Annotated in this window: 25 protein-coding genes and 1 pseudogene; 11 read left to right on the top strand and 15 right to left on the bottom strand. The window is 40.7% G+C overall.

Annotated elements, in window-relative coordinates; translation table 11 throughout:
• The 5 genes from ABWK04_09225 to ABWK04_09205 form a co-directional block, all read left to right on the top strand.
• The coding region (locus ABWK04_09225) for an NADH-quinone oxidoreductase subunit L (protein ID MEZ0362053.1) at nucleotides 1-312 on the top strand (312 nt) is incomplete at its 5' end.
• A gap of 3 nt (nucleotides 313-315) precedes the next feature.
• Nucleotides 316-1,782 carry a NuoM family protein gene (locus ABWK04_09220; GenBank protein MEZ0362052.1) on the top strand — a complete coding sequence of 489 codons (1,467 nt, stop codon included), beginning with the start codon at nucleotides 316-318 and terminating at the stop codon, nucleotides 1,780-1,782.
• A 2-nt stretch (nucleotides 1,783-1,784) separates the two neighbouring features.
• Nucleotides 1,785-3,173, top strand: coding sequence for an NADH-quinone oxidoreductase subunit N (locus tag ABWK04_09215; protein ID MEZ0362051.1), 1,389 nt, complete (start codon nucleotides 1,785-1,787; stop codon nucleotides 3,171-3,173).
• Nucleotides 3,170-3,802: an MBL fold metallo-hydrolase gene (locus ABWK04_09210; protein MEZ0362050.1), complete on the top strand. Its 633-nt coding sequence runs from the start codon at nucleotides 3,170-3,172 to the stop codon at nucleotides 3,800-3,802. The genes ABWK04_09215 and ABWK04_09210 overlap by 4 nt, the downstream gene beginning before the upstream one ends.
• Complete coding sequence (locus tag ABWK04_09205; protein ID MEZ0362049.1) at nucleotides 3,799-4,725, top strand: Ppx/GppA phosphatase family protein; 927 nt, start codon at nucleotides 3,799-3,801, stop codon at nucleotides 4,723-4,725. Before ABWK04_09210 ends, ABWK04_09205 begins: the two co-directional genes overlap by 4 nt.
• A gap of 15 nt (nucleotides 4,726-4,740) precedes the next feature.
• Here the strand turns inward: ABWK04_09205 and ABWK04_09200 are convergent, their stop codons facing one another.
• From ABWK04_09200 to dapF, 9 genes and pseudogenes are all read right to left on the bottom strand, one after another.
• Nucleotides 4,741-6,330: a porin gene (locus tag ABWK04_09200; GenBank protein MEZ0362048.1), complete on the bottom strand. Its 1,590-nt coding sequence runs from the start codon at nucleotides 6,328-6,330 to the stop codon at nucleotides 4,741-4,743.
• Nucleotides 6,331-6,341: 11 nt separating this feature from the next.
• Complete coding sequence (locus tag ABWK04_09195; GenBank protein MEZ0362047.1) at nucleotides 6,342-6,848, bottom strand: DsrE family protein; 507 nt, start codon at nucleotides 6,846-6,848, stop codon at nucleotides 6,342-6,344.
• A 135-nt stretch (nucleotides 6,849-6,983) separates the two neighbouring features.
• Nucleotides 6,984-7,196 (bottom strand): AtpZ/AtpI family protein, encoded by a 213-nt coding sequence (locus ABWK04_09190; GenBank protein MEZ0362046.1) that lies wholly within the window; start codon nucleotides 7,194-7,196, stop codon nucleotides 6,984-6,986.
• 29 nt (nucleotides 7,197-7,225) lie between these two features.
• Entirely contained in the window at nucleotides 7,226-8,530 is a 1,305-nt protein-coding gene (locus ABWK04_09185) for an arsenic transporter (protein ID MEZ0362045.1), read from the bottom strand.
• Between the two features lie 4 nt (nucleotides 8,531-8,534).
• Nucleotides 8,535-9,456, bottom strand: a pseudogene (locus ABWK04_09180) (permease).
• A gap of 1 nt (nucleotide 9,457) precedes the next feature.
• The gene (locus ABWK04_09175; GenBank protein ID MEZ0362044.1) at nucleotides 9,458-9,703 is read right to left on the bottom strand and encodes a thioredoxin family protein; all 246 of its coding nucleotides are present in this window, start codon (nucleotides 9,701-9,703) and stop codon (nucleotides 9,458-9,460) included.
• Complete coding sequence (locus ABWK04_09170; protein MEZ0362043.1) at nucleotides 9,672-10,121, bottom strand: arsenate reductase ArsC; 450 nt, start codon at nucleotides 10,119-10,121, stop codon at nucleotides 9,672-9,674. The genes ABWK04_09175 and ABWK04_09170 overlap by 32 nt, the downstream gene beginning before the upstream one ends.
• Nucleotides 10,122-10,125: 4 nt before the next feature.
• Entirely contained in the window at nucleotides 10,126-10,404 is a 279-nt protein-coding gene (locus tag ABWK04_09165) for a metalloregulator ArsR/SmtB family transcription factor (GenBank protein ID MEZ0362042.1), read from the bottom strand.
• Nucleotides 10,405-10,448: 44 nt separating this feature from the next.
• A complete protein-coding gene (dapF, locus tag ABWK04_09160; protein MEZ0362041.1) occupies nucleotides 10,449-11,288 on the bottom strand; it encodes a diaminopimelate epimerase in 840 nt (279 codons plus the stop codon).
• 109 nt (nucleotides 11,289-11,397) lie between these two features.
• Here dapF and ABWK04_09155 point away from each other — a divergent pair, with 109 nt between their 5' ends.
• Nucleotides 11,398-12,162, top strand: coding sequence for an ABC transporter permease (locus ABWK04_09155; GenBank protein ID MEZ0362040.1), 765 nt, complete (start codon nucleotides 11,398-11,400; stop codon nucleotides 12,160-12,162).
• Here ABWK04_09155 and ABWK04_09150 read toward each other — a convergent pair.
• Nucleotides 12,159-13,172, bottom strand: a complete 1,014-nt coding sequence (locus tag ABWK04_09150; GenBank protein ID MEZ0362039.1) for a S8/S53 family peptidase — start codon at nucleotides 13,170-13,172, stop codon at nucleotides 12,159-12,161. The two genes, ABWK04_09155 and ABWK04_09150, sit on opposite strands and share 4 nt — an antisense overlap.
• 52 nt (nucleotides 13,173-13,224) lie before the next feature.
• Here ABWK04_09150 and ABWK04_09145 point away from each other — a divergent pair, with 52 nt between their 5' ends.
• Nucleotides 13,225-14,667, top strand: a complete 1,443-nt coding sequence (locus tag ABWK04_09145; GenBank protein MEZ0362038.1) for an RtcB family protein — start codon at nucleotides 13,225-13,227, stop codon at nucleotides 14,665-14,667.
• A gap of 2 nt (nucleotides 14,668-14,669) precedes the next feature.
• On the opposite strand, the gene tmk is transcribed toward ABWK04_09145, so the two are convergent.
• The 5 genes from tmk to ABWK04_09120 all read right to left on the bottom strand — a co-directional run bounded on the left by tmk (nucleotide 14,670) and on the right by ABWK04_09120 (nucleotide 18,315).
• Entirely contained in the window at nucleotides 14,670-15,266 is a 597-nt protein-coding gene (gene tmk / locus ABWK04_09140) for a dTMP kinase (protein MEZ0362037.1), read from the bottom strand.
• 7 nt (nucleotides 15,267-15,273) lie between these two features.
• Nucleotides 15,274-15,816 carry a DNA methyltransferase gene (locus ABWK04_09135; GenBank protein ID MEZ0362036.1) on the bottom strand — a complete coding sequence of 181 codons (543 nt, stop codon included), beginning with the start codon at nucleotides 15,814-15,816 and terminating at the stop codon, nucleotides 15,274-15,276.
• A 557-nt stretch (nucleotides 15,817-16,373) separates the two neighbouring features.
• Nucleotides 16,374-17,660 carry a deoxyribodipyrimidine photo-lyase gene (locus ABWK04_09130; protein MEZ0362035.1) on the bottom strand — a complete coding sequence of 429 codons (1,287 nt, stop codon included), beginning with the start codon at nucleotides 17,658-17,660 and terminating at the stop codon, nucleotides 16,374-16,376.
• Nucleotides 17,657-18,097 (bottom strand): hypothetical protein, encoded by a 441-nt coding sequence (locus tag ABWK04_09125; protein MEZ0362034.1) that lies wholly within the window; start codon nucleotides 18,095-18,097, stop codon nucleotides 17,657-17,659. The genes ABWK04_09130 and ABWK04_09125 overlap by 4 nt, the downstream gene beginning before the upstream one ends.
• Nucleotides 18,064-18,315 carry a DUF454 family protein gene (locus ABWK04_09120; protein MEZ0362033.1) on the bottom strand — a complete coding sequence of 84 codons (252 nt, stop codon included), beginning with the start codon at nucleotides 18,313-18,315 and terminating at the stop codon, nucleotides 18,064-18,066. Before ABWK04_09120 ends, ABWK04_09125 begins: the two co-directional genes overlap by 34 nt.
• 50 nt (nucleotides 18,316-18,365) lie before the next feature.
• Between ABWK04_09120 and ABWK04_09115 the strand changes: the two genes are divergently transcribed.
• Genes ABWK04_09115 through der form a run of 4 tightly spaced genes read left to right on the top strand, consistent with a single transcriptional unit; the run spans nucleotide 18,366 to nucleotide 21,248 of the window.
• Nucleotides 18,366-18,695: a thioredoxin family protein gene (locus ABWK04_09115; protein ID MEZ0362032.1), complete on the top strand. Its 330-nt coding sequence runs from the start codon at nucleotides 18,366-18,368 to the stop codon at nucleotides 18,693-18,695.
• Nucleotides 18,692-19,195 (top strand): HIT domain-containing protein, encoded by a 504-nt coding sequence (locus ABWK04_09110; GenBank protein ID MEZ0362031.1) that lies wholly within the window; start codon nucleotides 18,692-18,694, stop codon nucleotides 19,193-19,195. The genes ABWK04_09115 and ABWK04_09110 overlap by 4 nt, the downstream gene beginning before the upstream one ends.
• Nucleotides 19,185-19,931, top strand: a complete 747-nt coding sequence (locus tag ABWK04_09105) for an ABC transporter ATP-binding protein (protein MEZ0362030.1) — start codon at nucleotides 19,185-19,187, stop codon at nucleotides 19,929-19,931. Before ABWK04_09110 ends, ABWK04_09105 begins: the two co-directional genes overlap by 11 nt.
• An 18-nt stretch (nucleotides 19,932-19,949) precedes the next feature.
• Entirely contained in the window at nucleotides 19,950-21,248 is a 1,299-nt protein-coding gene (gene der, locus ABWK04_09100) for a ribosome biogenesis GTPase Der (GenBank protein MEZ0362029.1), read from the top strand.
• Nucleotides 21,249-21,262 lie beyond the last annotated feature (14 nt).

The following is a 21,262-nucleotide window of genomic DNA, read 5'->3' as shown; positions in this document are numbered from 1 at the left end:
GCGAAGGGGATAATAGACCACACGAAGGCATACAAAGCATTAAAACCCATTGCGGACACCTTCAGGGAGCAGTTTTATACGGAGAAGCTCTATCACAGAATCATCGCCTTTGGCTACCTTTCCCTCTCAAGGGGAGTATACATCATAATGGAATGGAGATTCATAGATGGTGCGGTAAATAAAACGTATCAAATGGCACAGTTTATCGGAAACTCTTTAAGAATCTTTCAAAATGGGAAGATAAACTATTACAACTTCGTCATATACGTAGGCTTTACCATCATCCTTCTCTTAATAATTTCGTGGAGGTAAGGTATGTTAAATGTGGCTATATTTCTACCTCTCATCACTGCGGTACTTGTTCTTGTAATTAGGCGCGAAAAGTTTTCAAAGACAATATCCATTCTATCATCTGCTATAGTCCTTCTGATAATCCTTGCCCTTTTCTTAGGTTTTGATTGGAACAGGGCAGGTTTCCAGTATGAGAATAGGTATATGTGGATACCAACCCTTGGGATCTCTTACCATACAGGCATTGACGGTATGGCTATCTCCCTACTTCTTATGACCGCTATCATGTTTTTTGCATCTTTCGTGTGGTCATGGAAAATAGAAGACAGACCTAATCTCTATTACGCCCTCTTTTTGATGCTTGAAACTGCTTGTTTAGGTGTTTTCTCCGCCCTTGATTTCTTCCTCTTTTATATATTTTGGGAAGGTATGCTCATTCCCATGTATTTTATAATAGGTCTTTGGGGACACGAAAGAAAAGTCTACGCTGCCAATAAGTTTTTCGTATACACCTTTTTCGGAAGCATGTTCTTACTTTTAGGCATTGCTTCCATTGTAGCTTACGCTTACATTACTTCCGGTCAACTCTCCTTTGATTATATGTTCCACAAGAACATGAAGTATCCCTTTTGGCTTGAGCTTTTGGCTTTTCTACTTTTTGGCATAGGTTTTGCGGTAAAGATACCTATGTGGCCAGTTCACACTTGGCTTCCCGATGCTCACGTAGAAGCACCTACTGCTGGTTCTGTGATACTTGCTGCTGTCCTTCTCAAGATGGGTACTTACGGATTTGTACGCTACTCTTTGCCACTTTTCTCAGAAGCGAGCAAGTACTATATACCTCTTATATTCTTCCTGAGCCTTGTAGCCATAATATACACAGCTATGATGGCTATAGCACAAACTCACATAAAGAGGTTAATAGCATACTCTTCTATAAGTCACATGGGTATAGTCACATTGGGTACATTCGCCTTAGATGTAAACGCCTTGAGCGGTGCTATTTACATGATGATAGCTCACGGGCTATCCTCTGCCGCCCTCTTTATGTCGGCAGGATTTCTTTACGACAGAATCCACAGCTATCATATGGATGATCTTGGAGGACTTGCAAGATATTTACCCAAGCTCTCAGTACTCTTTATGATAAGTGGTCTTGCTGGTATAGGCTTTCCAGGACTTGCGGGCTTTGTAGCCGAGTTCCTCGTCCTTTTAGGAACTTTCAAGAATTATCCTATATGGGCTATTATCGCAGGAACTGGCATGATACTGAGCGCTGCCTATTTCCTCTACATGTACAAGAGGGTAATATACGAGGAGGAGACTATCTCAGAGCAGAGACTTGAAAAGTGGAGACATCTTAAAGATGTAGAAATACACCACATGATACCTTTCATTATCATTTTGGCTTCAGCTTTCTTGCTTGGTCTTTATCCTCTTCCTTTTGTAAAAATAGTGGAGCAAACTTCCAGATACGTGTTGGGAGGATAGCTGTGAATTGGAATGCGGTGCTTCCTGAAATTCTACTATCAGTGGGTATCATTCTGATCTTCTCCTTTGAACTCTTCTTGAGCAGAAGGTATTACAAGTTTTTAACCTTTCTTGCAGGGCTTGTTCCTCTTTTAGCTGTATTTTCCCTTCTCTTTGTGAGTGTGCCATCAAAAACCTTTTTTGACGTTTTTTATGTTGATACTTACACTCTGATAGGTAAGGCTTTGCTGTATGTTATTACAAGTCTCAGCTTATTTGCCTCTTACGACTACTTTCTCAAGAAGAGAGCTGATTACGGAGAGATGACCTATCTTATCCTCACATCCTCTTTGGGACTTTCCATGTTGATATCTTCTGTGAATCTCACCTTGCTCTTTTTATCTCTTGAGCTGGCTTCCGTAACCATGTACATACTTATAGGAACTTTCAGGAGAGAGTATCTTTCAAAAGAGGCATCTTACAAGTACTTGGTGATAGGAAGTGTAGGAACTGCTATGTTAGCCTTCGGAAGCGCTTTTTATTATGGAGCTGTGGGAAGCCTATTTTTGAAACCCTATCAAGGTGATAACACGCTCTTTTTACTGAGCATGTTCCTGATTCTGTCGGCTTTGGCTTTGAAAGTTTCTTCCGTACCTTTTCACTTCTGGACACCTGACGCCTACGAAGGTGCGCCCACACCTATAACCGCTTATATATCCACCGCACCAAAGATCGCGGTGTACTTCCTGCTCGTTAAGATATCCACCCTTTATTCTCACATCAAAGAATGGATGCTTCTGGTAGCTTTACTGTCTGTACTTTCAATGTTTTATGCGAGCTTTGTAGCTTACGCTCAAAGGTCTGTGAAGAGACTTCTGGCATACTCTTCCATAGCTCACGCCGGATACTTCCTATTGGGTTTAGTAACATCGGACAAAATTCTCTCTTCAGCCTTACTCTTTTACCTATCTGTATACATCTTTGCCGCTTTAGGTTCTTTCATAGTTCTGGCAGTTCTTGAAAAGAGAGAGAACTTTACCCACCATTTTATGGATTACAAAGGACTTGGAAGATACGATACTTTGTTGGCTTTTTTCTTCTCCATCTTCCTTTTTGCTATGATAGGTATACCACCTATGGCTCTTTTTGTAGGAAAGCTGGGAATCTTTATGGGTCTTGCTAAGCTTGGACTTTTGCCCTTGGCTATACTTTTCTTAGTAGCAAGTATAGTGTCTACTGGATATTACCTTAAGGTGATAGTTTACATGTTTATGGAAAAGGCTGACAAAAAATGGCAGAGTGTCCAACTTTCAGCTGGTGAAGCTTTTGTGTTAAGTGTATGTGCTACCCTTGTGCTTCTTCTCGGTATTTTCCCTAATATGCTTTATGACCTTATAGCTAAAGGGCTATGATACTCAAGGTAATCCCTGTAGGTATTCTTTCTGTGAATTGCTCCATCCTCGCCGATGAGGAGGAGGGTAAGGCTCTTGTTATAGATCCGGGAGCAGACGCTCATAAGATAGAACAAGAACTTACCGGATTTAAGCTTGAAGCTATCGTATGCACTCACGGACATATAGATCACATTGGTCAAGTGAGGACATTAAAAGAGAAATTTGGAGTACCTTTTTACATGCATAGAGAGGATCTCTTCCTTATAAACGATCCCATCTGGCCTGGGCTTGAAAAACAACTCGGAGCTAATTTGCCATGCCCAGAACCTGATGACTTTTTGGAGGATGGGAAAGAACTAACTTTAGGAAAGATAAAGCTCCGCATACTCCACACACCCGGACACACACCTGGACTTTGCTGTCTTTATATAGATGAATACAAAACCCTCATAGCGGGAGACTTACTTTTCAGAGGTAGCGTGGGTAGATGGGATTTGCCGGGTGGCAGTTTGGAAGATCTCAGGAGATCACTTTTTAGGATATTCAATGAGCTTTCCGATGATACACTTGTCGTATGTGGACATTATGATGAAACAACTATAGGACACGAAAGAGTTTTCAATCCTTACTTAAGGAGTTTGAGTTGAGGATAGCGGTTATAGATGTAGGGTCCTATTCGTGCAGGCTCAGTGTAGCTGAGGTAAAAGAAAGCCTAAACTATCTTTACGAGGAGGGCAAAATTACCGCTTTGAGTGCTGGAGCAAACAGTTCAGAGCTTTTACAGAAGGATAGAATGGAAGAGACACTTCAGGCACTGGAAGATTACATGCGCATAGTACAAAATTTAAATGTGGACAAGGTTATAGCTGTCGGTACAGCCGTTTTGAGGAAGGCAAAAAATGCGAAGGACTTTCTCAAGATGGTAAAAGATCGTCTTGGACTTGACATAAAGGTGATAAGTCCTGAGGAAGAAGGTAGGTATTCTTTCCTCGCCGTTGCTTACTCTATCAGACCTAAGGGCAGATTTTGCATAATAGATCAGGGAGGTGGATCAACGGAGTATGCCTGGGGAACGGATCTCATTCTTGAAAAGGTAAAATCCTTACCTTTCGGTATAGTTAACTTGACGGAGGAGTTTATACACAGCGACCCACCCCTCAACTACGAGCTTGAGTCTTTGAAAAACTTTCTTGACGAGCAGATAAGTCAGATAAAAGAAGAGTGTGATACCTTAGTGGGATTAGGAGGAACTATAACGACCGTGGCTGCTCTTGAGTACGGTGTTTTCCCTTACAGACCCGAACTTGTACACGGAAAGACCATAGAACTTGATCGCATCATGTTCTGGCTTGAAAATTTAAGCGGTATGAAGGCGGAACAGAGAATAAGGAACTTTCCCCAAATAGAGCCAAAGAGGGCTAAGGTAATAGTTTCTGGGATCATGATATTTTACAGAAGCATGGTTATTTTTGGGAAAAAGGAGATAACAGTAAGCGATTGGGGGCTAAAAGAGGGTGTCATAGTTGAGGAGTATCTAAAAAGAAAAAGGGAAGAAAAGGGAGGTGAGTAGGGGCTTGACAGCTTTTTAAAAAATCCACTGAAACTGAACGCTTATCGCATCGTTGTTTATCTTGTTTCTCTGTTCGTCAAATCTTGTGTATTCTATGGTCCACCTGAAATTTTCACTCCTGTAGTAGTAGTTTATACCAACACCTATCTGCTTTATTCTTCCCAAGCTTGACTTATCTTGACCTGAAGTTAATTGATTGTTACCAACAAAGTCGGTTGCATCACCGTAAAGCCTCGCATTGCTACCTGTTCCTACAGTAATTATTTGTGGCTTGTATTCTGAGTAACTAAGATAAGGCTCAAACTTGTGTACAGCATTGGGATTTATTACGTAACCTACCTTAGCAAGCCAGAAGTCATTTTTTATGCTTCTACCAGGATACAGGTTGTTTGCACCATCAACGAGCAGTAAGTTATTGAACTTTACCTGCCCTACCTCAGCTACAAAAGATAATGGACCGTGATGCCAGGCAAAGTCAATACCGTAAAACTTCATATCAACTCTGTTGTCCAAAAGTCTGTTTGCTACGTTAGGATCTCCCACACCTACAGGATTGGGAAGCAATAAGTATGGTATCCTCACATTTACCGTTCCAGCACCGTTAAAAGGTGAGCCATTTCCGAGAAAGCCTGGAGATATACCTTGCGTGTCTGTGATGATGTGTTGGTCTATTTTGTTCTGGAAGGCGTAAGAAACACCTAAGGTGATGCCTCTCCTTTTTCCTATGTAAGTGTCCCTGTAAAGCCAGTTATATATTACTGGTTTACCTTCAGGTTCTCCCAGCTGTAGCGTAGCTCTAAAAGTGTAAAGAAAGTTATCCGAAGCATTACCTCTCGCTTTTGATAGGCATGTAGCAATCGCCGGATTTGGGGACGTATATCCACAAAGGGGAGTGTTCGTACTCACACCTACTATGGATTCATCCCAAGGGTTCTTTACATTTTTGAATCCTCCAAAAACACCTACAAAACCGTCAAGAGTTAGCTTTGAGTAACCTGTTCCTCTGTTGGAAGCCTGCACGTGCGCATAACCTCCAAAGGCTCTGCCAGTTACATCACCTATTGCAAGGTGAGCCCACCTCAAACTTGCATTTGTCCTATCCAAATCTATGTTATCGTAAGCCCTCTGAAACTGTTCTCTTCCCAAAGGTACTCTCGGATAACCAAGATGTAAATCTAAGGTGACGCCCTTTGTGTCCATCATAGCACTCGGAACTAAGATCGCGTCAAATTCATGTATATATCCAGTATTCCTGTTACTCTGTCTTTTTGAGTGCGTAGGTTGTCCGCCGAAGGGGGCATCGTACGGATCCCTTCCAAAATCGTTGTCCCTAATGACCAAATTGAACTTAAACCAAGAAGAAGCACTTCCGAAAAACCTCAACCTTATCCTTCTGAAGAAGATATCATCCCTGTCACTGGCATTTATAAAGTTAGGTCTATTTTGGGAACTTATGTCCTGATGTCTAAACCATAACTGCATCAAGAAGTTGATGTCTAAATACTGCTCTTTAGCAGGACCAGAAAGTCTAATGGCGTGAGCAAAGTCCGGCGAGAAAAGTGATAATGCTAAGAAGCCTGAACCTAAAAAGATACCCTTTCGCATGTTCTCCTCCCTTACTGAACTTTTATGTAACCAAAACCTTTTGCCTGAAGCTCACCTATGGCACCAACGCCTGAAGGTACTATCTTTGTAAAGTCATAAAGTTTTTCGGGATTTAGCTTGAGTCTTCCAAGAGTTATGTTGCATATATAGTACTCAACACCGTAAAGTGTGAGATCCCTTTCCCTCCTTTCAAATTCCGAAAGATTTATTGGTTCATTTTCCCAAGGGCTTCCCGAAAGATCCTTTAAAAAGAACTTCACACCGGGACCATGAGCTACAACAACTATTTTTATTTTGAAAGGATCATTATCGTAAACGGACAGGTGATTTCCTATGTTGGTAAGCATGGTTTCAAAGCGCGCTTCTTGGGGAAAGTCACAGTGATAAACAACCGCTATAGGGGTTTCCTTCTTTATATCTCCAAAACCTATTTTCAAGGGTGCTGAATAAACAACCCTGTTTAGCAAAGGAACAGAACCGAGCAAAGCGGTAAACTTGAAGAATGTTCTCCTATCCATAAAAGCCTACCTCCTTAGCGCATATGTGCAAAAAAGATGCCAAACACCTTATTCATAAAAACTTTGTGTTTCAATTAGTAGCTTTAGGGTTGGTAAGTTTTGCTTATGTCAAAGTGGCAAAGCTTTGCCAAAATGTCAAGAAAGCCTTTTTAGATCTTTGTACGCATTCCAAAATCCGGAAATTATACCAATGAAGAAAAAAAACATGAGACCTATTGGGAAGCTCCTGACTTTAAAAATACCTTCCATTAGCCATTTGTCAAAGGCGTAACCTACGATAAGACCAGCGACTATACCACCCAAAAGATTAAAACCCACAGTGAGAGCTAAAAAATCTTTTCCTTTCATGTGATAAAATAAATTATAAAAAGGTGAGTTTATGTTATACGATAAACAGAATACAGAGTTAATAAAACAGCGATAAGCACTGGAATTGTAAGAACGAAGCCTACTTCTATATAATACAGCCATGAGATCTTTATACCTTTGTGTTCCAGCACATGCAACCAAAGGAGCGTAGCTAAGGAGCCTATAGGTGTCAGTTTTGGTCCGATATTGGTACCCACCAAATTAGCGAGAGCGAGAAATTCCATAAGTCTTCTTGGTAAGCTAACGTCTTGTATGGAGATATTCATAACCATAACAGTAGGAAGGTTGTTCATCAAAGCGGAAAGAAGGGCTGACAAGAAACCTGTACCCAGAAGAGCATAAGCATCACCAAATCTGTAAAAGTATGAGATCGTATCCGCTAAAAAGGCAGTAACACCTACATTCTTCAAGCCGTATACTACAGTATACATGCCTATAGAGAAAAACACTATACTCCAAGGGGTAAACCTGAGAACTTCTTTCGTTTTAACTACTCTATTTTTCAACGTAGAAAGGGAAAGAATGAAAGCCGATACACCAAAGATAACAGAAAAGGGGAACTTGATTTTATAAAGTTCTAACAGTAAAAAGGATGCACCGAGAAATACTATAACTGTCCAACCTATTTTAAAAAGGAGTGGATCCCTTATTGCGTATCTGGATGGAAAGTCCTCAAGAATATCCGTGTCATACCTTTTTATCATATCCCTCCTGTAAAAGATGTAAAGCAACGCTATACTTGAAAGCACTGACACCAAATTAGGCAAGAACATAAAGAAGGCGTATCTCCAAAAATCTATCTTAAAAAAGTGAGCTGTTATTATGTTGGTGAGATTAGAGATGACAAAGGGAAGGCTTGCGGTATCTGCGATAAAACCGCTACCCATTATATATGGAAGGATCATCCGCTTAGGAAGTCTTAAATGCTTTATTTTTGAGTATATGATGGGAGTGAGCATTAAAGAAGCTCCATCATTGGCAAATATTGCCGATATAAAAGCACCCAAAAGCATAAGATACAGGAAAAGTAAAAATCCATTACCTTTTGCATAACCTATAGCTTTGAGAGCTGTCCACTCAAAAAATCCGGATCTATCTAAAATTATGGAGATAAAAATCAGAAAGACAAAAGCCAAAGTAGCATCCCATACAAGCTTTGTAATGTAGAGGATGTCACGGGGGGATATTATACCCAAAAGGAGGCAAGCCAAAGCTCCTGCCCATGCGGACCAACCTATACCTATACCCTTAGGCTTGAGTATAACGGATATCATAGTAAGGATAAAAACAGCTACAGCCAACGATTTTTCCATAGCTTCAAAAGAGAAGATTAAAAAGATACCCTTCAGTGATTATGGATATACCTACTGTGACCGCAAATATGGCCATGAGCTTTGACTTCATCACTTGTTTAAGGATCACAAACTCAGGAAAGGAAAGAGCGGTTACAGCCATCATAAAAGCCAAAGCTATATCCATAGACACAAGCACACCTGCAGAGTTGGAGTAAAGGGGTATGCATATAAGCACCGCAAAAGAAACTGAGAAAAAGCCTGTGTGTTTCATTATACTTTTAACTATATCTTGAGGCACATATCCGTGTATAAAACCACCTATGCCTATTGCCACCACTATATAGGGTCCTACCTTTCTAAGGATATTCTTTAAATTTGAGTAGCTAAATTCTATTCTTTCTCTTATGGTCATCTTCCTTTCTTCAACCTCTCCCAGCTTTATGCTAAACACATAGTCCTCTATGAGTTTTTCAGGCTTTAACCTTTCTATTAGGTATCCTGACAGTATGGCAACGCTTACACCAAAAAACAGATAGGCTAAAGCCACCTTGAGACCAAAGAGAGAGTAAAAGACCTAAGGCAATCTCATTAACCATAGGCGAAGCTATTAAAAAGGTGAAGGAGGCACTCAGGGGTATGCCAGCTTCTACAAAGCCTATGAACATGGGAACCGCTGAGCAGGAACAAAAGGGCGTTAATACACCAAGCAGAGCGGAGAGGGGCAGTGCTATTGCTTTGTGTCTTGAAAGTATTCTTCTTGTCTTCTCAAGGGGAAAATAGCTTCTAACAAAGGACATGAGGATTATCACGAGGCTCAGAAGGGTAAATATCTTTAGCGTGTCATAAAGGAAGAAGTGAAGAGCCTCCGCAATTTTCTGACCCTTTTCAAGTTTGAAAACCGAATACACGAGGAGGTCCGCAAACTTTTCATAGACTTCAAACATTTCATTCCTCCATCAGGAGCTTTTCTATCTGCTGAGGGGCTGGTATGGGTGTGCCAGCATGTTTTAGCTTTCCGTCCACCACAAGGAGTGGTGTAGTCATAACACCGTACCTTAAGACCTCCTTTATATCTATGACCTTTTCTACCCTTGCGTCCAGCCCCTTAGCCCTTACTATGGCGGACACCGCATTGTAAAGTAGCTGACAATTGGTACACTCAGATGCGCTTATTATCTTTATACTCTTCATCCTTCAGCTCCTTTATAAGATTCTCAACTTTTAGTTTTATCTCATCCCTAACCTTTCTAAAAAACTCCAATCTCTCTTCTTGTGAGCCTTGAGCCTTTGCAGGATCAGGAAGCCCCCAGTGTTCGGAACGTACGCCAGGCAGATAAGGACATGTTTCTGCGGCATCTCCGCAAAGGGTTATCACAATGTCAAGTTCCCAATAGGGTATACTCTCAATAGATTTGGGGTGTTGAGAAGATATATCTATGCCTTCCTCCTGCATTACCTTTACAGCAAGAGGATGGATGCATTCAGCAGGAGATGAACCTGCAGAATAAATCTCCACTTGCTTTTTGTAAAGTTTAGCAAAGTATTTTGCATAGCCTTCTGCCATCTGACTCCTCGCAGAATTCCCTGTGCATATGAAGCCTATCTTCATGGATTTACCTCGCAGTATGAGCGATAAGGTTTATGAGTTCGTCTTGTGTATTCACTTTGTAATAGTTCCACCTTCCCCTTTTTTCACAGATGACCAAATCGGCTTCTTTGAGTATCCTAAGATGGAAAGATGCGTTGGGTTGGGATAGTTTGAAAGCCTCCGTTATTTGACATACGCAGAGTTCTTTGCAATCAAGCAGGATCTTAATTATACCAAGTCTTACTGGATCTGAAAGGGCGTAAAAGGCTTTTAATAGTTCTCCCTCTTTCAATGTGGACTTCATAAGGAAAAGTATATATAAAAATTTTTTATGCAGTATTATACAAATCAGTAATGAAGAGCCTCTTTATAGAGAAAACCGTCAAAGACTTTGTACACACTACCCTCCAAAAACACCCTTTTGAGGTTATTGTCAAAATCAATTCTTAAAATATCCCCACCCTTTGTTTTCACTTCAATAGGTTTTCTCTTGACAAGACCTTGTGTATACGCTACTATGGCTGACGCTGCAGCACCTGTACCACAGGCGAGCGTCTCGTTTTCCACACCTCTTTCGTATGTCCTTATATTTACACTACCTTCGGAGTTTACTTTCATGAAAGTTGCGTTAGTTCCACTTGGAGAGAAAACTTCATGAAACCTTATCTCCCTTCCGTAACTTACAACATCAAACTCCTCAAGATCATCAACGATCACTACAAAATGGGGTACGCCCGTGTTTATGTAGTAACCTTTTATATCTTTGTCCTTTACACGTATATGCATGTTTTTAAAACTGTGAGGTTCGGTGAGGAGTACCTTTACCCTTTTGCCTTCATCCAAAACTTCAGCTTCTATAACACCTACTAATGTCTCAAATTTTACCTTTTTATCCACAATACCGTTTTCGTATGCAAATCTCACCGCACATCTTGAGCCGTTTCCGCACATACCTGCTACAGATCCGTCCGAGTTGAAAAATTGCCATTTAAAGTCGCTTTCAGGATCGTCTGGGTTTTCTATGAGTATAAGTCCATCAGCACCCACACCTGTATGTAAAGCGCATACCTTGACAACAAAATCCCTCAATTTGATATTTGAATCCTCTAAAAATTTATAAACTTCCCCCTGCCTGTTGTCAAAAACTACAAAGTCATTTCCAGAACCATGAAGCTTAACAAACCTCATGTGATCATTATCTCCCATTATCAAGCTTCATTGATATGATACAAATCATGTAAAAGTAGAGTAATTTTGTCACACCTCTTACAATAATGCTATAATTTTTCTATTTAAAATGCACACGCCTTACGTACTTTATCAACTTATCAAGAGAGACATCAAGATGTCCTTTGCCGGTTCGGTATTTGGGACTCTATGGATGTTTATGAATCCGCTACTCATGACAGGTGTTTTTTACTTGATATTCCAGCATATAGTCAAGGCGAAGTTTCCACCAGATGCTACTGACGGTGCAAGTTACACAGTTTATCTTCTTGCGGGACTTGCCTTCTGGAACGGCTTTAACCAATCTTTACTCAAAGGCATGAACGCTATAACAGATAACGCTTATCTACTTAAGAAAACTTCTGTACCTCCTTATCTTTTTATACTCGCTTCTACTACTACAGGTTTCATTTATACTTTTGTATCTCTTGGCTACGCTTTGGTGCTTAAAGATTTTCCTTACAGTTTGAAACACATACCACTACTCTTTTTGGCTCTATTTGTGGAGCTATCTTTCGTAGTAGGTCTCTCTCTCCTTTTGGGAAGTCTGTGCGTTTATGTGAGGGATATCTCCCAAGTGGTTTCAACACTTTTGAGTTTTGTCTTTTACTCCTTACCCATCATATACCCTGTTTCTTATGTACCAGAAGTTCTAAGACCTTTCCTTATATTTAATCCGCTCTTTTACATACTCAGGAATGTGCAAACCACCTTACTTCAAGGATACTTGAATATGACTGTCTTTTTGATATCTGTGATCGTATCGTGTCTATCTATTGTATCTGGAGTGCTTGTTTACAAATTTCTGAAAAAGGGTTTTTACGATGTGCTTTAGTTAGACACCATTTTTCCTGCATGTATCGCAGATGAAAAAGAAGTTCCCGTGACCTTACCCACAGGTGTATGTAAGTCTTTGTATTCCTCTTTTGCTTTTGCTCTAATACAGATTCTTTCCGGAAAGCAGGGTTTTCCCGCAACAGATATTACCTCTTCAAGTCTTGCCGGAAAGGGAAGCTGATCGGATGAGTTATTCCCTACAGGCGCTACAAAGACAAAACCCTTAAGCGACATACCCTTTATGATAAAGGCAACTATCTTATCTTCTTTATCTGTTCCGAAAGACATATTTACAATTTTTATTCCTTCTTTAAAAACATCTATTAAAGCCTTCGCAACACTCCAGCCGTCACACACACCTTCTGAACATACCCTGTATATGGCTAACTTTGCTCCCTTCTGCTCATGTGCGAGATAAGCCACAGCTGTTCCATGCTTTTCCGATTTGTAGCTATCCCTCCTTATATTTCTTACAAAAAGTATGGCGTGTCCCAAAAGGTTCTCATCCACTCCCGTATCCAACAGCGCAACAACGGTTGAGGGAAACGCTATCTCTTTACTCTCTACATTAGATAAAACCCCCTCATTCCCGTATAGTTCGTATAGATAGTTTGGCTCAAGTAAAAGTACCTTACCTTTGGTCTTCTCTTCAAGTTTTTGGCTATCTTCCTCCCACCTTATAAGCGACAGCGTATAACCTTCAAAGCTCTCCCTATCTATCACTTTTAGATCCTCTGGAAGTTCCGCCTTATGTAATGCTATAAACTCAAAGGGAACAAAAGCCATTTTTTGAGGTTTTGAAGGTTTTGAAAATACCGCTTTTGTCAAAAGGAATAGCAAACCCACACCCAATAATCCACCCAAAAAGGCACCGAGATCCGAGCCTCCACTTCCCTGCGACTGCTGAGGCTGAGGTTTGGGTTGAGGCTGTCCAGGTATGGGGACAAGGACCGTTTGAGCGTGCAGTAGAGAAAAGGTGAGCGCAAAAACAAGGAATCTTTTCACCATGATAAGATCTTAGCATATTGAAGAAGAACAAAAAGGCTATAACTTTTAAATTATGGGCTTGAAAGATGAGCTTGTCCGCTTATCAGATTACGTTTACGTATTGCGCGAGAATACTGTGGCAGGTCAGCGTGTTCCAGTATATTTTTATCTCAGCGACAGGCTCTTTGAACATCTTGAGGAAGATGCCATAAGACAGGCTGTTAACGCTTCAACTCTTCCTGGAGTTGAAAAAGCTATATACGTAATGCCTGACGTTCATGTAGGTTACGGCTTCCCGGTAGGTGGTGTGATGGGAGTGAATACCGATCAAGGCATAATAAGTCCCGGATCTATAGGTTATGACATTAATTGTGGTGTGAGGCTCATAGCAACCCACCTCACCGAAGAAAGGATCCGATCCGTGAGAAAAGAACTTATGGATGAAATACTCAAAAAAGTACCTGCAGGTGTAGGATCAACTGGAAGACTCAAGCTCTCAAGAGAGCAACTTAAAGATGTCGCTATAAAGGGTGCAAGGTGGGCTGTGGAACACGGTTTTGGGCTTGAAGAGGATCTGCTCCATATAGAAAGTTCAGGAACGCTTCCCGACGTAGACCCGGATAAGGTGTCAAATTTTGCTTACGAGAGAGGTTCACAGGAGCTTGGTACAGTTGGTTCTGGAAATCACTTCGTTGAGATACAAATTGTTGACGAGATATACGATGAACGCACTGCGGAAAGTATGGGTTTGCGCAAAGGGCAAGTTACCATAATGGTACACTCAGGTTCAAGGGGTTTTGGACATCAGATATGCGTTGATTATCTCAAAATCGCCAAAGATGCTCTTGAGAAGTATGGCATAGACATACCCGATATGCAACTTGCGTGTATGCCTTTCAGGTCGGAAGAGGGACAAAACTACTTTAAAGCTATGAATAGCGCAGCTAACTATGCCTTTGCCAATAGGCAAATACTCGGATTTATTACCGCTGATACAATCAGGAAGTTTCTGGGTATATCTTGGGAAGAGTTCGGTTACAGAGTAGTATACGACCTTGCACACAACATAGGTAAGATAGAAAGGTACAACGTTGACGGTGAGGAAAAAGAGCTTTTAATTCACAGGAAGGGTGCAACGAGAGCCTTTCCACCCTTCAATCAGGATGTACCACCCGCATACAGAAAGATAGGGCAACCCGTTCTGATCCCTGGGGATGTTGGAAGGTACTCTTTTGTCCTCGTTGGTACACTAAAAAGTATGGAGATAAGTTTTGGAAGTGCCTGTCATGGAGCTGGGAGGCTAATGTCACGTACAAAAGCCAAAGAGTATGTGAGGAAGGAAGGTATAGAAAAGGTACTCAGCGGTTTGGTAGTTGTCGCAAGAGGGAAAGGTACGGTTATGGAAGAGATACCACAAGCTTACAAAGATGTAACTGAAGTTGTAAAGGTGGTGCATGATCTGGGCATAGCAAAACTCGTAGCAAGGCTTAAACCGTTTGGAACTTTAAAAGGATAACATTACAATTTCCTCTCAACTATAGCCACAATGTCCTTAAACACTTCCTCCTTTTCCCTATTTGCATCTATTAGGTGTATTTCCCTGTTTTTTTCCGAATGTGCAAGAAGTATGTAGGCGTCCCTTACCTTTCTGAGAAACTCCGGACTTTCAAACTTTGTTTTTTTACCCTCTATTCTGCCAAGAGCTACATCTATTGGTACGTTCAACACAAAGGTCAGATCAGGCTTTATGCCTCTGGTTGATATGTGATTGAGTATATTCACAGTCCCAAGATTGATCTCTCTCCCGTAACCTTGATACGCAATACTTGAGTCAATAAATCTGTCTACTATAACCACCCTGCCTGCGTGTATATCCGGGAGTATTTTTTCCCATACGAGACTTGATCTCCCCGCTTCAAAAAGGAGAAGCTCGGTTATTGGATCAGCCGGATAGCTGAGGATAACCTCTCTTATCTTCTCCGCCAGAGGAGTGCTACCCGGATCCCTGTAGAGGGAAACGCTGTAGCCTCTACCTTTTAGGTATTCATAAAGAAGATTTGCCTGCGTAGTTTTCCCAGAACCGTCTATACCCTCAAAAGTAATAAGGAGATGCATCCAAAAGCTACCTCCCGTGTTTTATTTTTATGCTCCACATTCCTCTTTTCTTCCTTTCCTCAAAAGTAAGCTCTGTAGTATGAAGGCTTATTTCTTTCAAAACCCTGTACTTTTCCTTTTCTGCTTCCATAAGTCTTTTTTCCGCATAAGCAGTATAGTCTGGAGAGATATCAATGCCTATGTAGTGCTTTCCTAAAAGCTTAGCTGATACGAAAGTTGTGCCAGTTCCACAAAATGGGCGCATCTCCCATATAGAAGTGAGCTTGGGTTTTCCCTTCACAAGCCAGTAAATTCTCTCTTCTACTTGCCAAAACCTCCAACCTCTGATATTTCCCGCAATTTTCCTGTTCCAAATTATCTCCTGCCATATATTCCACTTTGTTTTTGTAAGCCACTCCATAGTTGGCACAAGCCAGCCACCATGCTTTTCCTTTTTATTGTAGGGCGGAGATGTTATGCCTAAATCAATGCTATCAGCAGGTATTTCCTTTAAAACTTTTAAAACATCTCCACATATTACTTTATTAAGAAATTCTTTTATATCTTTCATTTAGCACCTCCACAATATCTTTATAGAGATAGTCTTTATAATTTTCTCAGTCATCCCTTACAAATATTATACCGAGCAGACATCAGATGGTTCCCTTTTTCCCTTTCAAAATCTTCACTATCAAAATCCTCACCAAATTTATTTTTAAGTAGTTCTTTAAGTTTTCCCTCAAGATATCTAAATTCAAAGGAAAACAGATAAATCAATTGACCTTCAACAAAACCGCTTACAAGAATGTATAGTCATTAAAACTCTTCTGTCTGTTAAGCTTTCTTTTAATGCTATCCGTATTTACTGGCTTAACTTCACAATGTAGCTTTTCATATATATAGGCAAGAAATTTATATCCTAACTTTTTCTTGCTTGGTTCAAAACCTGCAATATACAAAGAAACAAGCTCACGAAGAGTAGAAGAATTCTTATCATTGAAGTACACAGTAAGCAGGTCTATAAGCACCGCTTGGATGTCTGGCTTTGACAAACTATTGAGAAATTGAAAAAACTCTACTTCACTTGTCGCATATAGTTCAATACACTTCTTTAAATTTTGGTTCATTTTAAAAATTCCTATAAAGGCTTTTTGCCATATTTATTCTCTCATAATAATTTACCGCAGGTTTGTGGTAAGTAAGTCTATGCCTAAGAGGGTCTAAAAGCTCTTCACAAGGATAAGAAGAAAGCTCTGGTAGGTATCTTTTTATGTATTTGCACTCTGGATCATACCTCTGGGCTTGCAGGATGGGGTTAAAGAGCCTGAATGGTTTAGGGTCTGCTCCCACGCTGGCAGACCACTGCCAGTTTCCTGCATTTACTATCTCATCATAGTCTAAAAGGTGCTCCTTGAAAAAGGCTTCTCCTATCCTCCAATCCACCAGTAGCACTTTTGTCAAAAAGCTGGCAAGTACCATCCTCATCCTGTTGTGTAACCACTTTTCTGTTTTTAGCTGCAAGATGCCCGCATCCACAAAGGGGTAGCCCGTTTTTGCCTCAAAGAAAGCCTCTATGAAATTTTCCCTGTTTTCCCACCTTATGCTTCTTCTCTTTTCCTGAAACTCTAAGTTCCTTACCTCTGGATAGTGTAGAGCTATGTGGTACCAAAACTCCCTCCAGGCAAGCTCCTTTATAAACTGCTCGCTCCTACCTTCTGCCTTTTTGTATATATGTCTTAAAGAGAGTATACCAAACCTTATGCAAGGAGAGAGCTTGGAGGTGCCATCAAGGGCAGGATAGTTTCTGAGCCTTTCGTAGCTTTCAAAGTTAAAACTTTCAAGCCTTTTTTCACACTCTGATGGGTCAAAGGCTCCAAAGGGTTTTATGGGAAGCTCCTTTTTTATATCTTCAAGGGTGGGAAGCTCAAGGGCTGGCACTTCAAAGCTTTGCACTTCACACGTCTCTAAGTACAAGTCCTTTATCCATTCTTTATAGAAGGGTGTATATACCTTTCTGAGTGGCACTTTCTCAGGCTTTACTAAAAAGTTTTCAAAAAACTCCACAAATTCCACGCCTTCCTCTTTGCATACCTTTCTTATTACTTCCTGCCTTTGCAATCCGCTCCAGCTGTAAGAAGTGGTTGTGTATAGAGCCTTTGGCTTTGCAACCTTTATGGCTTTCCTTATAGCACTTTCTGTATCTTCGTAGAAGCAGTAAAGCCTTATGCTCTTTAAAAGCTCCTCTACCGCTCTATAGACATAATAGAGCCTCTCTCCTTGAGCTTTTAACTCTTCTATTATCTTAGGGTCAAAGATGAAAATAGGCACAAGTTCTTTAAAATTTCTTGAAGCCTCGCAGATCCCTCTGTTGTCCCTTATCCTTAGGTCTCTTTTAAAAAGGTATATAGCTCTCAAGGCTTTACCACCGCAAGGTATATAACCACTAAGGAAACCACTATGAGAGGTACTGCCACTGTGTAGTTAAAGAGGTCATACCTTTCGTAAGCTTTTAACTTGTCCCGAGCCTTTGTAATGTAAATATTGACAAACCAGAAGTTTAGAACCTCCAAAGGCAAAAGCACTCCAAGGACTAAGGGTATCTTATAATTGAGCCAATTTATGTCAAAGTGGTATCTAAGAAGGTGTAGCATGTAAAGACCCATAGAGAGGGCAAGCAAAAAGCCAAATATCTCAAGGTTTGTAAGCCACCTATAAAAGTTTCTAAGAAGGTGCTGGTTGCAACCTGTCTCCTTTTTCATAGAGTAGAGCGTGAAAAGACCAAGGGAGGGAGAGGCAGAAGCCCACAAGAATATACCTATTAGGTGTAAGAACTTGGCATGCACGTATTCCATCGCTTCATGTACCTTATGCTCTTTTTTACGTATTGGTATATCTTCTCCCCTACGAAGGGTAGTTTTTTAAGCTTCACTACATCCCTTTTTGAAGCTCTTGCCAGCAAGAGAAGGGCTAACAGATAAAAGGGGATTGTTGGAAGTAAGGGCAGGAATATTCCCGCTGTGCCTAAAGCAAGAAAGGAAAAGCCAAAGAGCCTGTATATACTCCTTTTCATAGCTATAGTATATACTTATTTGGTTATAATTATAACTGTGGAGGCTTGATATGTTTGAAGGATTTGAAGAGATAACAGATAGAGAACTTTATGACAAAGCTATAGCAGGGGAAAAGCCAGCGGTCGTTGTTTTTACTCAGTTAAATAATAATCAAAATGAAGCTTTCTACAAACTGCTCTCAAGATTTCAAAAGCTGTATGGAGACAAGATAAATTTTTATTATATGGACACGTCAAAGAATACGAGCGCTGAAGATCTGGGTGTATATACCTTTCCTACGGTGCTTTACTTTAGAGATACTATGGAACTTGACCGGCACGATTATCTCCCTTCAGAGGAGGATGTGGAAAAAGCTATAAGGAGGTTACTTAGATTGTGAAGATGCTTTGGGCTCCTTGGAGAACAAACTACGTAGAAAACATAAGCCAAATTACTGAATGTTTTCTTTGCGAGGCTGTAAAACAACCAAGGGAAAAGTGGAGAGAATTTTTGCTGCTTTATAGGGGGCAAAGGGCTTTTGTCATATTTAACAAGTATCCGTATAACGCTGGACATCTTATGGTTACGCCAATAGAACACACTGGGGATATGCTATCTCTTGATGATCTTACAGCGCTGGAAATACACAAACTTACCAAAGCGTGTATAAAAGCTCTTCAGGCATGCCTTAAGCCCCACGGATTCAATTTAGGATACAATCTTGGCAGATCGGCTGGCGCAGGGCTTGAGGACCATCTGCACCTTCACGTAGTACCAAGATGGAACGGAGACACTAACTTTATGCCTGTACTGTCCGAAACTAAGGTTATTTCTCAGGATCTTTATGAGCTATACGACAGAATAAAGCCTATTTTTGAAAGCGTGGTGAATGTTACTTGAGGTAAAGAATTTAAATCTTTGGTACGGCGGGAAACACACTCTCAGGGATATCAACTTTTCTATAAATCTCGGGGAAGTTCTGTGTGTGGTTGGTGAATCTGGTTCGGGGAAATCCTCTATACTCAGTGCCATAATGGGTCTTTTACCGAGGTATGCAAAAGTTTCCGGAAGTATAAAGTTCAAAGGTAAAGAGCTTATTGGACTTTCAGACAACCATTACAGAAAGCTCAGAGGAAGGCACATTTCTATGGTGTTCCAGGAGCCTTCAGCATACTTGGATCCCCTTTTTAAGATAGGCACTCAGGTGGAAGAGGCATATGTGGCTCACTTTGGAAAAACTGGTGTTAAAGAAAAAGCCCTTCAAGCTCTTAAAGATGCAGGTATAAGGGATGCGGAAAGGGTTTATAACGCATATCCCCATCATCTCTCAGGTGGTATGAAGCAGAGGGTATGCATAGCTATTGCTACCATTTGCGATCCGGAACTCATCTTGGCTGACGAACCGACTACAGCTCTCGATGTTTCCGTACAAAAAAAGATACTTTCCCTTTTCAGGCACTTAAAAGATAAGGGGAAAGCTATAGTACTTGTAACACATGACTTTGGTGTAGTGGCTGAGGTAGCAGACAGAGTTATAGTTTTAAAGGATGGAGTCATAGTAGAGGAAAAGGATGTTTTTAACATATTTGATAATCCTGAACATCCCTATACCAAGCGGTTGCTAACTGCACTTTGAGAAGGTTATAATCTACAGATGAAAAACTGGGTTCTCATAGTTGGAAGACCTAATGTGGGCAAATCTACTCTCTTTAACAGGATAGTAGGTAGAAAGAAGAGTATAGTTCATGATCTTCCCGGTGTTACAAGAGACATAATAGAATCGGAAGCTTATTGGAAAGACAAAAGGTTTGTAGTGGCAGATACGGGAGGTATCTTTGAGAAGGGCGATGAGCTTTCACAAAAGATAGCAGGACAAGTAAAAGATGCACTCTCTCGGGCAAGAGTTATTTTGTTTGTTACTGATGGAAGGGAAGGTTTAACAGCTTTGGATCAGTATATAGCTAAGCTTTTGTACCCATACAAGGAGAAAGTTCTTCTGGTAGTTAACAAAGTGGATAACAGAGTGGTACAGAGACATATATATGATTTTTATTCGTTGGGGTTTGAAAGGGTATTTTTAGTGTCCGCACAGCACGGTATAGGTGTTGGGGAACTTCTTGATGTAGTATATGAATTTCTCAGTAATGAACCTACAGGGCTTGATTATAGCGGTATAAAAGTATCCTTTGTAGGAAGACCCAATGTTGGTAAGTCATCCTTGATAAATGCTCTTCTGGGAAGCGAAAGGGTAATAGTGTCTCCGGTGGCTGGTACAACAAGAGATGCTGTAGAGATACCCTTCACTTATAGAGATCAGGAGTTTGTCCTCATAGATACTGCAGGTATAAGGAAAAGAACAAGGATAGAGTACGGTGTGGAATTCTTCTCCGTTGGGAGAGCTATAAAATCCATTGATATGTCGGATGTAGTGTGTCTTGTGGTGGATGTTTCTGAAGGTGTAACACATCAGGATCAGAGAATAGCCGGACTTATAGAAAGAAGGTACAAAGGCTGTGTTATAGTAGGTAACAAGTTTGATCTCATAGGCAGGGATAGGGAACAAACGCAAAGGTACATAAAGGAAAAATTCTACTTTATTGATTTTGCACCTGTAGTACTTACCTCGGCTGTAAGAAGAGAAGGTATAAAGGAACTTCTCGAGAGTATAGTGTCCGTCTATGGAGATTACACCAAAGAACACAAAACGTCTTTCGTAAACAGAGCTGTCCAAAAAGTGCTCAAAGAGAAAGCTCCACCCCTTCACGGAGGTAAGGAAGTTAAGGTATATTATGCATTTCAGGACGGAACAAAACCCCCTACCATTGTGATTATTACAAACGATCAGGAAGGTTGGAAGGAAAGCTATAAAAGGTTCTTTGTGAGAAGATTGAGGGAGTATCTGAATGTAAGATACTCCCCGATTAAGATCGTATTGCAAGGTAGAGAAGGGTGAACTACCTTTTTTAT

This window comes from Hydrogenobacter sp., assembly GCA_041287335.1.
Lineage (GTDB): Bacteria > Aquificota > Aquificia > Aquificales > Aquificaceae > Hydrogenobacter.
This window is presented reverse-complemented; position numbering and strand designations above follow the sequence as displayed.

Excerpts from the sequence above, each read along its gene's own strand:
- tmk (MEZ0362037.1), bottom strand. The coding sequence starts at position 15,266 with ATGCATCTCCTTATTACTTTTGAGGGTATAGACGGTTCTGGGAAAACT.
- ABWK04_09220 (MEZ0362052.1), top strand. The coding sequence starts at position 316 with ATGTTAAATGTGGCTATATTTCTACCTCTCATCACTGCGGTACTTGTT.
- ABWK04_09190 (MEZ0362046.1), bottom strand. The coding sequence starts at position 7,196 with ATGAAAGGAAAAGATTTTTTAGCTCTCACTGTGGGTTTTAATCTTTTG.
- ABWK04_09165 (MEZ0362042.1), bottom strand. The coding sequence starts at position 10,404 with ATGAAGTCCACATTGAAAGAGGGAGAACTATTAAAAGCCTTTTACGCC.
- ABWK04_09175 (MEZ0362044.1), bottom strand. The coding sequence starts at position 9,703 with ATGAAGAGTATAAAGATAATAAGCGCATCTGAGTGTACCAATTGTCAG.
- ABWK04_09145 (MEZ0362038.1), top strand. The coding sequence starts at position 13,225 with ATGGGCTTGAAAGATGAGCTTGTCCGCTTATCAGATTACGTTTACGTA.
- ABWK04_09105 (MEZ0362030.1), top strand. The coding sequence starts at position 19,185 with ATGTTACTTGAGGTAAAGAATTTAAATCTTTGGTACGGCGGGAAACAC.
- ABWK04_09210 (MEZ0362050.1), top strand. The coding sequence starts at position 3,170 with ATGATACTCAAGGTAATCCCTGTAGGTATTCTTTCTGTGAATTGCTCC.
- der (MEZ0362029.1), top strand. The coding sequence starts at position 19,950 with ATGAAAAACTGGGTTCTCATAGTTGGAAGACCTAATGTGGGCAAATCT.
- ABWK04_09135 (MEZ0362036.1), bottom strand. The coding sequence starts at position 15,816 with ATGAAAGATATAAAAGAATTTCTTAATAAAGTAATATGTGGAGATGTT.
- ABWK04_09125 (MEZ0362034.1), bottom strand. The coding sequence starts at position 18,097 with ATGGAATACGTGCATGCCAAGTTCTTACACCTAATAGGTATATTCTTG.
- ABWK04_09200 (MEZ0362048.1), bottom strand. The coding sequence starts at position 6,330 with ATGCGAAAGGGTATCTTTTTAGGTTCAGGCTTCTTAGCATTATCACTT.
- ABWK04_09170 (MEZ0362043.1), bottom strand. The coding sequence starts at position 10,121 with ATGAAGATAGGCTTCATATGCACAGGGAATTCTGCGAGGAGTCAGATG.
- dapF (MEZ0362041.1), bottom strand. The coding sequence starts at position 11,288 with ATGAGGTTTGTTAAGCTTCATGGTTCTGGAAATGACTTTGTAGTTTTT.
- ABWK04_09120 (MEZ0362033.1), bottom strand. The coding sequence starts at position 18,315 with ATGAAAAGGAGTATATACAGGCTCTTTGGCTTTTCCTTTCTTGCTTTA.
- ABWK04_09185 (MEZ0362045.1), bottom strand. The coding sequence starts at position 8,530 with ATGGAAAAATCGTTGGCTGTAGCTGTTTTTATCCTTACTATGATATCC.
- ABWK04_09150 (MEZ0362039.1), bottom strand. The coding sequence starts at position 13,172 with ATGGTGAAAAGATTCCTTGTTTTTGCGCTCACCTTTTCTCTACTGCAC.
- ABWK04_09195 (MEZ0362047.1), bottom strand. The coding sequence starts at position 6,848 with ATGGATAGGAGAACATTCTTCAAGTTTACCGCTTTGCTCGGTTCTGTT.
- ABWK04_09155 (MEZ0362040.1), top strand. The coding sequence starts at position 11,398 with ATGCACACGCCTTACGTACTTTATCAACTTATCAAGAGAGACATCAAG.
- ABWK04_09115 (MEZ0362032.1), top strand. The coding sequence starts at position 18,366 with ATGTTTGAAGGATTTGAAGAGATAACAGATAGAGAACTTTATGACAAA.